Source organism: Blautia sp. MB18-30 (assembly GCF_023669475.1).
GTDB lineage: Bacteria > Bacillota > Clostridia > Lachnospirales > Lachnospiraceae > Blautia_A > Blautia_A fusiformis.
Window position 1 is genome coordinate 1 of record NZ_JAMOYY010000035.1, and the last position, 15,268, is coordinate 15,268.

13 protein-coding genes are annotated in these 15,268 nt (G+C 41.7%); 2 read left to right on the top strand and 11 right to left on the bottom strand.

All coding sequences use genetic code 11. The features are described from left to right. From tnpA to NCY57_RS13330, 3 genes are all read right to left on the bottom strand, one after another. Positions 1–286, bottom strand: a 286-nt coding sequence (tnpA, locus tag NCY57_RS13320; protein WP_250789753.1) for an IS200/IS605 family transposase, incomplete at its 3' end; no start/stop codon positions are given. Between the two features lie 307 nt (positions 287–593). Then, complete coding sequence (locus NCY57_RS13325) at positions 594–1,526, bottom strand: serine hydrolase domain-containing protein (protein WP_161206383.1); 933 nt, start codon at positions 1,524–1,526, stop codon at positions 594–596. A 5-nt stretch (positions 1,527–1,531) separates the two neighbouring features. Continuing rightward, a complete protein-coding gene (locus tag NCY57_RS13330; RefSeq protein ID WP_114001961.1) occupies positions 1,532–2,878 on the bottom strand; it encodes an APC family permease in 1,347 nt (448 codons plus the stop codon). Positions 2,879–3,137: 259 nt separating this feature from the next. On the opposite strand from NCY57_RS13330, the gene NCY57_RS13335 reads away from it, so the two are divergent. Then, positions 3,138–3,974: a MurR/RpiR family transcriptional regulator gene (locus NCY57_RS13335; RefSeq protein WP_015526598.1), complete on the top strand. Its 837-nt coding sequence runs from the start codon at positions 3,138–3,140 to the stop codon at positions 3,972–3,974. A gap of 21 nt (positions 3,975–3,995) precedes the next feature. Next, positions 3,996–4,943, top strand: a complete 948-nt coding sequence (locus NCY57_RS13340; protein ID WP_015526597.1) for a serine hydrolase domain-containing protein — start codon at positions 3,996–3,998, stop codon at positions 4,941–4,943. A gap of 154 nt (positions 4,944–5,097) precedes the next feature. Here NCY57_RS13340 and NCY57_RS13345 read toward each other — a convergent pair whose 3' ends face one another. The 8 genes from NCY57_RS13345 to NCY57_RS13380 all read right to left on the bottom strand — a co-directional run bounded on the left by NCY57_RS13345 (position 5,098) and on the right by NCY57_RS13380 (position 15,149). After that, positions 5,098–6,156 (bottom strand): ABC transporter ATP-binding protein, encoded by a 1,059-nt coding sequence (locus NCY57_RS13345; RefSeq protein ID WP_015526596.1) that lies wholly within the window; start codon positions 6,154–6,156, stop codon positions 5,098–5,100. Further along, positions 6,146–6,982 (bottom strand): sulfate ABC transporter permease subunit CysW, encoded by an 837-nt coding sequence (gene cysW, locus NCY57_RS13350; RefSeq protein WP_114001962.1) that lies wholly within the window; start codon positions 6,980–6,982, stop codon positions 6,146–6,148. The genes NCY57_RS13345 and cysW overlap by 11 nt, the downstream gene beginning before the upstream one ends. Further along, a complete protein-coding gene (gene cysT, locus NCY57_RS13355) occupies positions 6,982–7,821 on the bottom strand; it encodes a sulfate ABC transporter permease subunit CysT (RefSeq protein ID WP_114001963.1) in 840 nt (279 codons plus the stop codon). The genes cysW and cysT overlap by 1 nt, the downstream gene beginning before the upstream one ends. A gap of 114 nt (positions 7,822–7,935) precedes the next feature. Next, positions 7,936–8,961 (bottom strand): sulfate ABC transporter substrate-binding protein, encoded by a 1,026-nt coding sequence (locus tag NCY57_RS13360; RefSeq protein ID WP_015526594.1) that lies wholly within the window; start codon positions 8,959–8,961, stop codon positions 7,936–7,938. Positions 8,962–9,217: 256 nt separating this feature from the next. Then, positions 9,218–10,294, bottom strand: a complete 1,077-nt coding sequence (locus tag NCY57_RS13365) for a LacI family DNA-binding transcriptional regulator (RefSeq protein ID WP_015526593.1) — start codon at positions 10,292–10,294, stop codon at positions 9,218–9,220. 311 nt (positions 10,295–10,605) lie between these two features. Beyond that, positions 10,606–11,031: a HEPN domain-containing protein gene (locus NCY57_RS13370; RefSeq protein ID WP_044961586.1), complete on the bottom strand. Its 426-nt coding sequence runs from the start codon at positions 11,029–11,031 to the stop codon at positions 10,606–10,608. Further along, positions 11,018–11,359, bottom strand: coding sequence for a nucleotidyltransferase domain-containing protein (locus NCY57_RS13375; RefSeq protein ID WP_015526591.1), 342 nt, complete (start codon positions 11,357–11,359; stop codon positions 11,018–11,020). Before NCY57_RS13375 ends, NCY57_RS13370 begins: the two co-directional genes overlap by 14 nt. Before the next feature lie 244 nt (positions 11,360–11,603). After that, the gene (locus tag NCY57_RS13380) at positions 11,604–15,149 is read right to left on the bottom strand and encodes a leucine-rich repeat protein (protein ID WP_173758796.1); all 3,546 of its coding nucleotides are present in this window, start codon (positions 15,147–15,149) and stop codon (positions 11,604–11,606) included. Positions 15,150–15,268: the final 119 nt, after the last annotated feature.

The window sequence follows — 15,268 nt, forward strand, 5'->3', positions numbered from 1 at the left end:
AGGGAAATTCCTGTCTTAAAATTCTGGACGTATAGCCTTTAAATGACTTTACAGCTTTGTGGATGCCAAACTGAGGATCTACTTCCAAAAGCATATGAACATGGTCTGGCATGATCTCCATTTCCAGGATGTCTACAGAAAGATTTGCAGCATACTCTGTGAGCAGCTCCTTCAGCCGGACGTCCACACCATTAATTAATACTTTTCGTCTATACTTTGGACAACATACTACATAGTATTTACAGGAATAGACGACATTGTTGTTTGATTTATATGTTGTGTTCATATTTGTATTATACTATAGTTCATTAGTTAATACAATTACTATTTTGTCCATATTCCATTACTTGCATAAATTCGATGGACGCGTCTTATATCCCCATAGTTGAAGCAGGGGGTTTTACGACGCATTGGATAAAATACTATATTCCAAAACGACACAAAAAAATCGCCGAACCCCAGTAAAATCAAAAGGTACAGCGATTTTTTTGTTTAGCAACTGTCAAAGACAGGAGTATAAAACGGTTTCTGACCAATGTCAAGCCAGAAAGATTTAAGCCCTCTTACATTGTCTGATTTGCCAGACAGAATTCTTATAATTCCGGAACCACTGTAGTCCATAGATGATTTCCTATTTTCTGGAAATCCCCCTCCAGTGACATCACAGTTACTACTACATCTTTATCCGGAAACGCCAGACAGAACTGACCATAATTTCCATCGGATCGATAGGAACCGGCTTCCGGATTCATTACAAACTGATATCCATATCCAAAACCGGAATAAAGATTTCCCGGACTTCCTGCCACTGAATTATCCACCAGATTGGACGTTGCCATCTTCATGTACGACTCTGGCACCAGCTGTTTTCCATTATAATTTCCCTTGTGAAGAATCATCTGTCCATACCGGGTAAACTCATCAATATTCACATAAAGTCCATTAGCCGCATGCACATGCCCTTTCGGACACAAAGTCCAGTCTGGATTTCCAATTCCCAGCGGCTCAAAAAAGCGATTTCTCAAATATTCCAGAAGATTAACTCCCGCACGTTTTTCAATCGCGCAGCTGATCATATAAGTATTAAAATTGCTGTACAGCCATTCTGTTCCCGGTTTTTTTATCACTTTCGCATTCTCGAAGAAATATCGGATCCAGTCCGGAGTTGTGTAACGCTCCGGCCAGTCACAGAAAAACAGAGAGCTTTCCAAACCTGTAGTCATTGTCAGCATATTTTCCAGCGTTACATCCCCCAGATATCCTTCCGGATTCTCCGGTGCATACTCTGGAAAAATATCCACAATCTTCTCATCAAGTCGAATCAGCCCTTCATCAAGTGCGATTCCTGCCGCACAGGACACAACACCCTTGCAGGCAGACCAGGTGTTAAGGCGTGTCTTGACCGGCATTCTTTTATATTCTGCCGTTAACTGTCCTTCACGCCATATCTGCGCATACATAACATTGAGATTTTCTTTTAAAGTTTTGATAGCAAATTCATTGATCAGGTTCTGGTCTTTATTCATAAACATTAATCCTCCCACACACTTGTTTCCATCTTTACATCAGGACTTACACTTCTAAACCATCCGTAAGCCATGCATACTACAATGGCTATCAGACTGATGATTACTACCGGAAGTTTCAGGCTTCTGCAAGAATTGATAAAAATGCAGATATATGCAAACAGGCTCAAACAGCAGAGAAAATAATATTTTCCGTTAGAAATATGCATTGGTGATTTTTCCCATGCTTCTGCATGTTTTTTCGGAAGCTGGAAATAAGCATAAATCTGCAGAAATGCCACTGCTGATGCCAGAAGCATAATATTATTTACAACATCACTGATAGAAAAGTCCAGTAACACAGGTAATATTCCCATAAGATAAGTAAATGTCATCAGTTTCCAGTAAGCCCCTCTTCTGTTCTGAGCTGCCCATGATTTCGGAAGCCATCCATCTTTACAGGACTGTGCAACCGGAATACAGTTATTGGAAATTGTTGAATTAATGGATGAAGACAGTGCAAGTACCGGACCACCAATCATAAATACTGTGAAAAGTGCCGGATTTAAAATATTTTTTGCAACCAGGGTAAGCGGCTGTCCGGCTACCTGATCCAGAGGAAGCACACCACTTGCTACAATTGCAACACCGCCATATATAACCATCAGTGTCGGAATACAGTACAGAAGTGCCTTTGGAATATCTTTATGTGCCTCTTTTGCCTGTTTACCATAATTCATAATGCAGGAATATCCGTTTGTTGAATATACATACAGCATGATTGCGGAAAAGAATCCGGATGGACCATTGGAGAAAAAGTCTGGTGCTGTAAACTCAAACACCGGATTTTTCAGCTGGAGGCATCCCAGAACAATAAACAGACCAAGTGCAACAAACAGCAGGGTAACCAGAATTTTCTGTACCTTCGCCATTACATCCACACCACACAGATTGATGGCAAAGAACACACTCAGGGCTGCAATTCCAAACCATTTCGCATTAATCTGCGGCCACAGGGAATTTGCATACATACCAATTGCCACACCATAAGTCGCCAGATTGATCGTCTGTGGCAAAAATCCTACTGCATACATACCGGCAACTCGTTTGCCGGCCATATCTCCTACCAGAGAATAAAATCCTCCTCCAAGTTTCAGTGTAGATGTAATCCATGGAATTGGTGCAATCATCATAAATCCCCAGATACATGCAGCTACATATGCCAACCATGCTGACTGACCAGTCAAAAGAATTGCCGGTCCGATCAGTGTCAGAACACCCGATCCAATCGCCTGTCCTACACCGATTGTATAAAGATCACTTCGTTTCAGGTAACCTGTTTTTTCTTTTATTTCCTTTACTGTTGACGACATAAAAGCCCCCCTTTTTTATTGACTTTAATATTAATAGTGCAATTAATTCTTTTTCTGACGTCATATGAATTATTTAATGCTATATTAACATCTAGGTTTCAAGATTTCTATTGACAATATTATTAAAAATACACACTTTAATTTGTGCATTATTTACATCTTTTTTATGTTAAGAAGAATTTTTTACTCCATTATATTGTAATCAAACTTTACACCTGTTATAATTTATTATACTAATCGTACAGTACAGGAGGTTTTCATGAAAATAGAACAGTTGATCCGTGAAAAAGTATCTTTCCTTTCTGCCGGTCAGAAGAAAGTTGCCGAATATATATTACAACACCTTGATTCATTCAGTTATTCCACCCTTGCGAAACTCAGCAAGGAAATTTCCGTAAGCGAAACCACTATCATACGCCTTGCCTATTCCCTGGGATTTGAAAGTTTTTCTGAAATGCAGCGTACTGTACAGAATGATATTCTTTCCGTTCCTACGGTTATAAAAGACGATTCACTGCTGGATAGCGGAAATTTTTATCAAAACATCATTGCCAATGAACTCCATTCCATGGAAAGCTGGGCATCTCATCTGAATCAGGAAGATATGGATCAGATTGTTACCCATCTGAGCAATGCCAAAAAACGCCTCATTGTTGGTGCACGCTCTTCCTACAGTGCCGCTCTCTGGATGGGAACTCTGTTGAATCAGCTTCTTGGAAATACCAAGGTGGTTCACGAATTTTACGATTCCAATTTCGAATATCTCACAGAAGCATCCGAGGATACAGTTGTTCTTCTGATCTCTTTTGCCCGCTATACCAAATGGTCTCTGAAATATGCACAGATTGCCAAAAATCATGGTGCAAAGATACTCGCCATCACAGACAGCATTTCATCACCGGCATGGGCGCTGGCAGACCACGCTATCATTATAGAGATCAATCTCAATGAAATGGGATTTAACTCCTTCTCATGCCTCTATTGTCTGTTTGACAGTATTGTTGCAAAAATCCGCAAAACCAGGTGCAAATCCATCAGTACACGACTTCATGACCTAGAAGAACTTTATTCAGACTTTGATCTTTTTTACGAATAATAATTTCAGGGGGGGATTATCATGCAGGAAATTTTAGATATTTTTCTTGAGAAATCAAAGCAACATCATTCCAATATCATCTACGCACAGATATATAAAAATGATCTTCTAAAAGAAGAATTTAGACTTTTTCCGGTCAAAACCCGTTTAAATATATGGTCTATTAGCAAGCCTTTTGTTGCAATGGCCGCAGGTATCGCAGAACGTGAAGGACTGATCACTCTTGATGAATACATTTATCCTTGGTTTGAAAAATATTTCCCTTCCGACCCTTCTGAAAATCTGTACAAGATAAAGATCCGTGATCTTCTTACCATGTCATCCGGTCAGAAAGATCCGCTCTTTTTCTGCGATGGACCAGAGCGATACAGAGAAAAGGACTGGGTGAGATATTTCTTTCAGAATGATTCTTTTCCATATACACCTGGTACTCATTTTGTGTACAGCAATTTTTGTTCCTATATTTTATCTGTTCTTCTGGAAGAGAAATCCGGAACGGGTCTGCTGAATTATCTGCGATATCGTTTCTTTGAACCGGTTGGCATTCCGAATCCGGACTGGACCCTCTGCCCTCAGGGACATTGTATGGCAGCTAACGGACTGTATCTGACGATTGATGAATTGGCTCGTTTTGGACATCTGCTTCTGCATGAGGGTTCCCTGAACGGAAAACAGATCGTCCCAAAAAAATTCGTGATTGATGCCTGTCAGAAACATATCGATTCTTACAATCCACTGACGGAGCATCCGGATTACCAGAGCTATGGTTATGGATATTTCATATATATGGGACCTATGGAAGATACACTGATCCTGTCCGGCAATTACGGCCAATACTGCGTCGTTGACAAAAAACGTCAGATGGTATCCTGTGTCATGTCCCTGGATGGCAATGACCACAAAAAAATCCGTGATGATCTGGTGGATTCTCTTGCAGAATATTACGGTGTAAAAATTTCACATATATAAAAAAATGCCACTCCGCGGCCACATCATATGATATTCGCAATCCGCTAGCGCTACTTGCTCATAAAAAAATGCCACTCCGCGGCCACATCATATGATATTCGCAATCCGCTAACGCTACTTGCTCATAAAAAAATGCCGCTCCCGCGGCATTTTTTTATATCACTAACCAATCCTCAACCATAGCTGTATTATGTAGCAGTACTGCCTCATTTCCCTTTGTTACAAAAATCCTCTGCACAAACACATCCACAACTTCGCCTTCCCGGACGGGTTCTTCGTCAAGGCTTCTTCTGGCGCTGAGTGTGGTGTTTCCTACACGGACTTTCAGTTCCAGGCTGCTGCCGCGGAACGCGACTCGTTCTACGATGCCCTCTGTTGCGGAGCTTTTATATTTCTGCTCCTCGTTCTTCTTAGTCACTTTTACAAACTCCGGACGGACAATGGCTTTTTCGCCTCCCGGAACTTCCTCGAAGTGATTGAACACCTGATAATCATCGATCACAGAAGTCTGCCCGAAAAATCCCGCCGTAAACGCAGTATCCGGATTCTGATAAACCTCCAGTGGAGTTCCCTTCTGCTCGATCCGTCCACGGTTGGTAATAATAATTTCATCCGCCACCTCAATAGCCTCATCCTGATCATGAGTAACAAAAATGCTGGTGATCCCCAGCTTCTCGATCATATCCTTCAGCCAGCTTCGAAGCTCCGTACGGATCTTTGCATCGATCGCCGCAAAAGGCTCATCCAGAAGGAGAAGCTGCGGATTCGGAGCCAGAGCCCGGGCAAAAGCAACTCGCTGTCTCTGACCACCGGACAGCTGACTCGGATATCTTTTCTCCAGGTCCTTCAGCCCGATTAGCTCTACCAGTTCCATAACCCTCTGCTTAATATACTTCTTGTCCGCCTTCTGCACCTTCAGGCCAAATGCAATATTATCATACACCGTCATATACCGGAAAAGAGCATAATTCTGGAACACAAATCCAATGCCTCGCTCGCTGGCAGGCACATCATTGACCACTCTTCCGTCGATGATGATCTCACCGCTGTCCGGCTGCTCCAGACCGGCGATCATACGGAGAATCGTAGTTTTTCCGCTTCCGCTGGGCCCCAGAAGACCGATCAGCTTCCCCTTTTCGATACCAAAGCTTACGTTATCAGATGCCTTGTAATCCCCATATGTTTTATTGATATTTTTTAACTCAACGTACATCGCCTTTTTCCCCCTTTCCTTTATGCTCCAGAACATTTCTTGCGATCAGAAGGATCACCGCCAGGATCACCAGGATCGAAGAAACCGCAAATGCCGGAACATACTGGAATTCGTTATAAAGAATTTCCACATGAAGCGGAAGTGTATTTGTTTTTCCACGGAGATGTCCGGACAGTACGGACACAGCTCCAAACTCTCCCATGGCTCTGGCTGTACACAGCACAACACCATAGAGAAATGCCCACTTGATATGTGGAAATGTCACCTTGGTAAAAATCGTCCAGCCTTTTGCTCCCATCAATGCTGCCGCCTCTTCCTCATCGGACCCTATGGATTCCAGAACCGGTATGATCTCTCTGGACACAAATGGAAATGTGACAAAGATCGTTGCCAGGACAATTCCAGGAACTGCAAATACAATCTGGATTCCTGCACTTTCAAGAACAGAATAAAGAGGACTCTGCTTTCCAAAAACCAGGATATAGATAAGACCTGCGATAACCGGTGATACCGTAACCGGAACATCGATCAAAGTGGTAAGGAGTTTTTTTCCCCGAAAATGAAATCTGGTCATTGCCCATGCCGCACACAAACCAAAGATCGTGTTGCATACAACAGCCGCAGCCGTCGCCTCAATGGTCAGCTTCAGCGCCTTCAGTGTATACTCATCTGTCACCGCCTGCACATAGCACTGCCATCCCTTGCTCAGCGCCTGGGTTACAACAACCACCAGAGGCAGTACCAGCATCACAAAAAGAAAGATCACGGAAATCCCGATAAGGATCCATTTCACCGGCCCGGAAGCCTGCTTCTTTTTTTCATCCATTATGCATCCCTCCCTCTGATACGTTTCGTATTTCTTGCCTGCACCAGATTCACACCAAACAGGATCAGGAATGATACTGCCAGTGTAACCAGTGCGATAGCTGTTGCGCTTTCATAGTCAAACTCCTGAAGCTTTGACATGATGATCAGCGGCGTGATCTCTGTATAATAAGGCTTGTTTCCTGCGATAAAAACAACGCTTCCGTATTCTCCCAGGCAACGTCCGAAGGCAAGTCCCGCCCCGGAAAGCATTGCCGGCAGAAGCTCAGGAAGAATAACTCTGCGAAAAACGGTGAATGGCTTTGCACCCATGACACGAGCCGCCTCCTCATAAGAACCGTCCAGCTTCTCCAGAACCGGCTGAATGGCCCTGACTACAAAAGGGATTCCCACAAAGATCAATGCCACCGTGATACCGATTCTGGTATATGCGATCTTAATACCGAAATTTGCAAAAAAGCTTCCCACCAGACCTTTATCGGATGTCAGGGATGTCAGTGAGATACCGGCAACTGCAGTCGGCAGTGCAAAAGGCAGCTCGATCATTCCATCCATGATCCTTTTTCCCGGAAAATCATATCTTACCAGCACCCACGCAAGGACCAGTCCCATAATAGCATTGATCACTGTGGCCGCAAATGCGGTAATAAAGCTTACATAGAATCCGGACAAAACCCTCGGCCGTGTGATCACCTCAATAAATTCCCGAAAACCCAGCCGCGCCGAGTATACTGTCAGAGACGCAAGAGGGATCAGAACTACGATACTCAGCATCGCCAAAGTCACTCCCATTGTCAGTCCAAAGCCTGGTATCACACGTTTACTCTGTTGTTTCTTCATTTCTGTCTCCCCGCTTTTCTATTCTAAGTTTCTGGTCTGTTACAAATTCCCGGTCTGTTGCAAATCTCTGACTCTTCTACAACTCTCTGGTCTGTTACAAAATCTCAGGCTCTTCTACTCTTCATAGATCTCATCAAACACTCCGCCGTCTGCGAAATGCTTTTTCTGAACTGCATCCCAGCCGCCGAAATCTTTGATTGTTGTCAGCTTCACCTTCAGATCAAAAGTATCTGCATGCTTTTTCAGGATCGTCTGATCAACCGGCCTATAGTAATTCTCCGCGATCAGCTCCTGAGCTTCATCGGAATACAGATATTTCAGATATGCTTTCGCAGCTTCTGCATTATCATGCTTTTTCACATTTTCATCTACAACAGCAACGGATGGCTGTGCCAGGATACTGATGCCCGGCGTTACGATCTCGTAATCATCCGGATTATCCCTTACAGAAAGAAACGCTTCATTTTCCCAGGCGATCAGCACATCACCCTGCCCGTTTTCCACGAAAGAGGTTGTGGCACCTCTTGCTCCGGAATCCAGAACCAGGACATTTTTGTAAAGCTTCTTGATAAAGGCTTTCATCTCTGTCTCGTTGCCGTTATATTTCTCATTGGCATAAGCCCAGGCTGCCATATAATTCCAGCGGGCACCACCGGAGGTTTTCGGATTGGGAGTGATCACCCCCACACCATCCTTTGTCAGATCATCCCAATCTTGGATATTCTTTGGATTTCCCTTCCGAACAAGAAATACAATGGTGGAAGTATAAGGAGCACTGTCATCCGGATATTCATCGATCCAGCCCTTGTCGATCAGACCGGCATTCCGGATCGCATCAATATCATATTCCAGAGCAAGTGTCGCCACATCTGCAGGAAGTCCGTTGGAAATCTCAAGGGCTTGCTTTCCGGAACCGCCATGAGACTGGATCACATCCACACTCTGACCTGTTTCCTCTTTCCAATATTTTGAAAAAATCTTATTATATGCTTCATAAAATTCTCTGGTCGGATCATAGGACACATTGATGATCTCCACATGATTTTTATCCTTTGTATTGTTTCCCGATACTGCAAAAGTTCCTGCCAGTACCACTGCTGCCAGTGTGATACAGACACCTGCGATGCGTTTTCTTTTCATAATCTGTGTACTCCTTTACAACCACATTTTTATTTGGAAATCTTTTTCCCACCAATGTAACTGCTTCATTTCGCTGTCAAATCATACCTGTTCTTTCCGTTTACTGTGGTTCTGTAATTTTTTTGTTTGAATTGAATACATTAAACCATATTATTCCCATTAATTAAATAGGAATATCTGAAAACGTTTTCACGAAATACTCTGGTCATAGTGCATCCGCATCCTGTCTGTCACTATATCTGCGCATCCGCAACACTCAGATACAATAATCGCTCCACATACTGTCCTCCACACTGCTGCAGCTGTTCCGTATCATCAGTCTGCCTTCCAGCTCCATTCGCACAATACCGGAATGCCCGCCCTTCAGCCGGTCCAGCAGCAGGTATAATGCAAATTTTCCCATATCCTCCTTGGGCAAGCTCACCGTTGTCAGCATCGGTCTGGTAAACTGTGCCTCCTGTATATCATCGCTGGATATGATCGAAGGCATATAATACCGGTTCCGAAATTTATTCAGGCACTTCAGCATTCCGATTGCTGAAATATCATTGGCACAGTAGATTCCGGTTGGCATGTCGTCCGACTGGAAGAACTTTTCCATGGCCTCATAACCCTCGGCCTCAGTCTGCTTTGTTTCGATAACATACTCCGGTATCACATCCAGATCATGCTTCTTCAGTGTTTCCAGATACCCGTTATACCGGTCCTCGCTGTGACACTGGCCAATATAACCGATATTTTTATGCCCCAGGAAGATCAGATATTCCACTGCCGCTGCTGCGATCTTTTTCCCATCACAAAGGACCTCATCCACTTCATAATTGGTAGAATTCCGGTTCACCGATACCACACTCTTATACTTCTTATTCAGCTTCTTCAAAGCCTCTTTATTACATCTGCCGATAATGATCAGTCCGTCCCTTTTCCCTTCCACCTCGTCATACATTCCGTCGATCAGCCGGTCAAGATTCTCCCTTCGGCACTTCCGGTCATCGGAAAACACAGACATATACCATACTTTGGAAAGAATGCAGTTTTTATCATGAATCTCACTTTCGATCACCCGAAGGAGCTCCGCAAAAAACGGATCCGTTGTGGAAGAATCGGTTCTTGTCATCAGGATATTGATGTACCAGGTTTTCTCCTGCTTTGCGGAAACGCCTTTTTTCAGATTCCGGGCCGCCTCGTTGGGCACATAATTCATCTCGATAGCTGTTTTCCATATCTTGTCCCTGAGTCCGGAAACAGAACATTTATAATTGGGATTATTCAAAACTCTGGAAACCGTCGCCGGTGAAACCCCTGCCTTTTCTGCGATCTTCTTGATGGACATGTACCCGTCCCCTCCTTCTGAAAAAAGTCTGCCCGCTGCCAGTCCTGTAAGCTGCTCAACGTCATCTGTGTAACAGAACTTTTTATCATTCCTTATTTCATAGTAATTAAATATGTTTTATATGATAATAAGAGTTTTGAAAAAAGTCAATCTTATTTTGTGAAAACGTATTCTTTTTTTTGCTGCATCTTCCAGTAGACCACCCGGATTCTGCGCCTTGCCCATCTCATTTAGCATTACATTACCAAGCAAGGCGCACTACAAAAAAATACCTTACACAGAGTTACTGTGGAAGGTATTTTTTGCGATCATCACTTATTATTGTCCTTTAATTTTCTTTTGATATATTCTTCTATCAATTCCAATAATTGTTTACCCGTTTCTATCTGTTCTTCTGCTTCTTCTCTTGTTGCAATATAAAAATCATCATAATCGCTGGCATGTCTGATTTCTTCTGCTTCTACGATTTTTCGTCCAAGTTTTCTGGGAAAAATCTCTGTTTTAATATAATTCTTATTGAAATTTGCTAATGCATCTTTATGACGTTTATATGCATTTCCATCTAGTGCATGTATTGCTGAAATTGCATGATAAATACCATAATATGCCCGATTATTAGCACCTCGAAATTCTTTTGCATTCAAAAGAATTTCCGCAGCTTTAATATCACTTTGGGCAGTTTCAATCCGATAAAAAATAAGATCTTTCTGCGTTCCTTTTTCATCAGGCTGCATCAAATAATTTTACCCCCTCTTTCTTTACATTTGCATAAAATGGATAAACATCAACCCAATTCAGAAAATGTTTTTCACTTTTTGCAATTGGCTTAATATCAAGATCATGATCCATATTAAAATCAAAAGTTTCTCCTGCCAATTCATGACGATACTGCTTAATATCTATATCAGACAGATCAAGGAGAATCATAATATCGATATCAGAATCTTCTCTATAATCTCCTCTGGCATATGAGCCGTATAAAATAACACTTTTCAAATGTTTCCCATATATTTTCTGTAATATTTTTGTGTATTGTTCCAACAATGTCTTCATCGATACCGGCATAATCCCGCCCCCTTCTATCTGATAAAACATCTTTATTCGATAACCACTATTTCTTCCATTTAATTATACGCTTTTATATCATTATTCCGCAATGAAATTTTTTCGACATAATTCTCCAGACATACAAAAGCAGACTGAGAACCTGATATATATTCTTATCAAGCTCCAGTCTGTTTTGCGTGCTCAAATATATAAGATATAACTATGAGCAAATAACAAATGCGGATTGCTAATATCCCTTGAATTATTTAACCGTTACCTTACAGGTCAGTTTTTTAGAACCACTCTGAACGGTGATAGTTGCAGTTCCTTTTCTGATGCCTTTTACAACTCCTTTGGATGTGACAGTTGCGATTTTTTTGTTGGATGATCTATAAGTGACCTTCTCATCAGTATTTCTTGGTGTTGCAACGGCTTTGATGGTGAAGGTTTTTCCTCTGTTCACGGTCTTTGTTTTTGGTACACCGGTGAGTTTTGTTGTTTTGACTTTTGGCATTACCTTGATGGTAACAACTGATTTTTTGCTTCCGGCTTTTACTGTAATCTTTGCAGTTCCTACCTGTTTTCCTGTGACAACACCTTTGGAATTTACAGTTGCGATGTTCTTGTTTGAAGTGCTGTATGTAACCTTATCCTGACTTGTGATCGGGTCAAGAACTGGTTTCAGAGTTACTGTTTTTCCTTTGTAGATGCGGGTGGATTTCAGGTTTGTGATGTAGCGGGTAGATACCTTGCCTTTCTGAACGGTTATCATTACAGCAACTGATACTCCACTTTTTAAATTAATATCCACATACGTTTTTCCGGATTTGTTTTTTGCAGTAAGTTTGAATGTACCATTTTTGCTGACATTGGACACTGTTACAAGATTCTTATTTCTTGCTGTTACACTCTTTACATAATCTCCTTTTGTAAAACCGGAAGCACGGACTGCAGTTGTGGACTGGCCATATTTCATGGTAGTCTGATCTACATTAACATGGACCGTATAAGTCAGAATTTCTCCAAATTCTATCTGTCCGCACCGCTTACAAGTTCTCTCATTCTGATAAGCCTCTGATGCATCTATCGGGTAGCTTTTTCCAATCTGGTATCCATGAGCACCTGTTGCAATCTCCCGCAATTTCCATTCTGACCATTCATGCCCCAGTATAGGAGTAATCAACTCATCATTCGGATCAGAAATCTCCTTTTTTGCCTCTTTGTCCAAAAAACACTTTCCGCATTTCATGCACTGATAGTATTCACGTCTGCCTGAGTTCCAGCAATTGGCAGCTAATCCCGGAACTAATTCCAGTTCATGGCCTGTTGCAGGATATACTACAGATTCTAATTCATTTCCATTGTATGTATCATCATAATTTTTTCCGCAGGATTCACAATGCCAGTAACCTCTGTTTCCATCTTCCGTACAGGTTGCTTCTTTCCAGTCAACCCAGGTAAATTTATGTTCAAGCTTCTCGATTTTTGTCTCACCGGAAACTACAGTTCCTGCCTCATTACTGAAATCTTTTCCACATACATTGCAATGCCAGTATTCGATATTTCCCTCGTTTATACAGGTTGGCTCAACACTTGCATAATGTGTTAACGGATCTGCAACATTATGGAAGGCAAAGCTTTCTCCTGCTGCATAGGTTTCGGCTGTGGAACCTTTATGGCCTATGATCACAAGTGTACTGTTCTTCTCAGTATCTGAATTGTAGCCGATCGCACGTTTCTCGATTTTTACAGAATTTCCTGGAATGTAAACACTTCTGAGCGCCTGGCAGCCTTTAAATGCATCGGTGTCAATCTTGGTTACATTTTCTGGGATGGTGATGTCTTTAAGTTTACTGCAGTCTACAAATGTACCATATACAACACTTGTCAGTCCTTTTGATAAATGAATTGCTTCGAGACCATAACAGATTGAAAATGCATATTCCCCAATTTCTGTTACACTATCTGGAAGTTCTAGACTCTTAATGCTACGACACCAGGTAAATGCATGCTCTCCAATTGTTTTCAGATTCTTCGGGAATTTTATGCTTTCAAGATTGTCATCATCATCAAATGTACCGTCTTTGATCTCGGTGATACTGTCCGGAAGTTCAACTGTTTTTAAATTGTCATTACTTGCAAATGCATATTTTCCTATATCTGTTACGGATCCCGGAACTATCATCGTACTGTATTGACCACTTGAAAATGCACTGTCTCCGATTGTTTTCAGTCCATTTGGTAATTTGAACTCTGTTACCCCAGTGTTCCTAAATGCGCCAGCTTCAATCGTTGTCATTCCAGCTGGCAGATTAATTTCCGTCAGTCTTCCACAGCCTGAAAAAGCCGCTTCTCCAATTTCTGTGACACCGTCTGGAATTACAATACTGTTCAATCTTCCGCACCCTGAAAACATAGAATTATTTATACGTTTAAGTCCGTATGGAAGTTTAACACTTCTCAAATCTGAACAACCGGAAAATACTCCTGTTCCTATATCTGTCAGATTATCCGGAATTTCAATAGCTGTTAGGCTACTGCAATTATAAAAAGTATTCGCTTCTATACTTTTCAGATTTTTGGAAAGTGTTACATTGCTGAGCTTCTCACAATTTCCAAATGCGTTCTCTCCTAAAGTTGTCAGGCTATCCGGCAAAACAATATTGCTTAAGCTGCTGCAGTTCTCAAACGCAGCCTTTCCAATTGATGTCACACTGTTGGGAATATTAATACTGCTCAGACTATTGCAATTATAGAACATACTTTCTTCAATAGTTGTAAGTCCCTCTGGTAATACAATATTATTCAGCTTTCCACATTGGCTAAATGCTCTCTGTTTTATTGATGTTACACTTTTAGGAATATTAATATTGCTCAGACTGCTGCAATACTGAAATGCACCTTCACCTATAGTCGTTACTCCATCCTTTAATACAACATCTTTCAGATTGCTGCATCCATAAAATGTCTCTCTTTCTATTGTTGACACACTCTTAGGAATATTAATACTGCTTAAACTATCGCAATTGCTGAATGCGCATTCTCCAATACTTGTCAGGTTTTCCGACAATATAATTGTACTTAAATTACTACAACCTGAAAATGTATAATTTCCCAAACTTGTTAAACTTTTTGGTAATGTAACACTGGTTAAATTCTTACAATCCTGAAATATACCATCCCATGACCCACAATTAAGAGAAGTAATTCCTTCTCCAATTTCTATGCTTTTAATCCTTTCATCATTTCTAAACTGCCAGGAAAATGCCACACCACTACCTTCAATCACAAGCCGTCCATCCCCATACAGCTTATAAGTAGCATTACTTCCACAGCTTCCACTGTCAACAACTTCCGAACTGTCGCCCGCACCAGCTATCACAGCTTCTCCATCTGAAAAACCATTTTCCACTTCTGCTTCCAGTTCTACATTCTCAGAGCTGTCTGCTTCTGTCTCTACATTCAGTTCCTCTGCACTGTCGTCAAACATCTCCAGATTACTGGCATCGTCAGCCTGCGCATTCTCATCGGATACTTCACTTTCAGTTTCTTCCTCGCCTTCTGCGTCTGACGCTGCAGCGACAGTTTCCTCACTTTCATCCGCTCCTGCAGTTTCATTTTCCGCTGCATCTACTGCAATTTCCGCTGTTGTCTCTGTCGCTGTATCTCCGTTTTCTGTTCCTGCTACTTCTGTTTCATCTGCCTGAAATTCCTCAGCCGCATACACAGACACAGTCTCCACCGGAGCCGCCGCTGTTGTCAGGATCATAGCCGCGGACAGCAGCCATGCAATGTTCTTTTTCTTCATAGATTTCCCCCATTTTCCAATTCATATTTATACCAAAATTATAAATTTCCCATCACATTTAATCAAACTTTGTTTAGAATATTTTCGTCATATTTTGTCTGTTTACAGACATTTTTTAA

Coding starts and splice junctions, on each gene's coding strand:
- NCY57_RS13345 (WP_015526596.1), bottom strand. CDS start 6,156: ATGTACGTTGAGTTAAAAAATATCAATAAAACATATGGGGATTACAAG.
- NCY57_RS13325 (WP_161206383.1), bottom strand. CDS start 1,526: ATGAATAAAGACCAGAACCTGATCAATGAATTTGCTATCAAAACTTTA.
- NCY57_RS13380 (WP_173758796.1), bottom strand. CDS start 15,149: ATGAAGAAAAAGAACATTGCATGGCTGCTGTCCGCGGCTATGATCCTG.
- NCY57_RS13375 (WP_015526591.1), bottom strand. CDS start 11,359: ATGCCGGTATCGATGAAGACATTGTTGGAACAATACACAAAAATATTA.
- cysW (WP_114001962.1), bottom strand. CDS start 6,982: ATGGATGAAAAAAAGAAGCAGGCTTCCGGGCCGGTGAAATGGATCCTT.
- NCY57_RS13340 (WP_015526597.1), top strand. CDS start 3,996: ATGCAGGAAATTTTAGATATTTTTCTTGAGAAATCAAAGCAACATCAT.
- NCY57_RS13335 (WP_015526598.1), top strand. CDS start 3,138: ATGAAAATAGAACAGTTGATCCGTGAAAAAGTATCTTTCCTTTCTGCC.
- NCY57_RS13330 (WP_114001961.1), bottom strand. CDS start 2,878: ATGTCGTCAACAGTAAAGGAAATAAAAGAAAAAACAGGTTACCTGAAA.
- NCY57_RS13360 (WP_015526594.1), bottom strand. CDS start 8,961: ATGAAAAGAAAACGCATCGCAGGTGTCTGTATCACACTGGCAGCAGTG.
- cysT (WP_114001963.1), bottom strand. CDS start 7,821: ATGAAGAAACAACAGAGTAAACGTGTGATACCAGGCTTTGGACTGACA.
- NCY57_RS13365 (WP_015526593.1), bottom strand. CDS start 10,294: ATGTCCATCAAGAAGATCGCAGAAAAGGCAGGGGTTTCACCGGCGACG.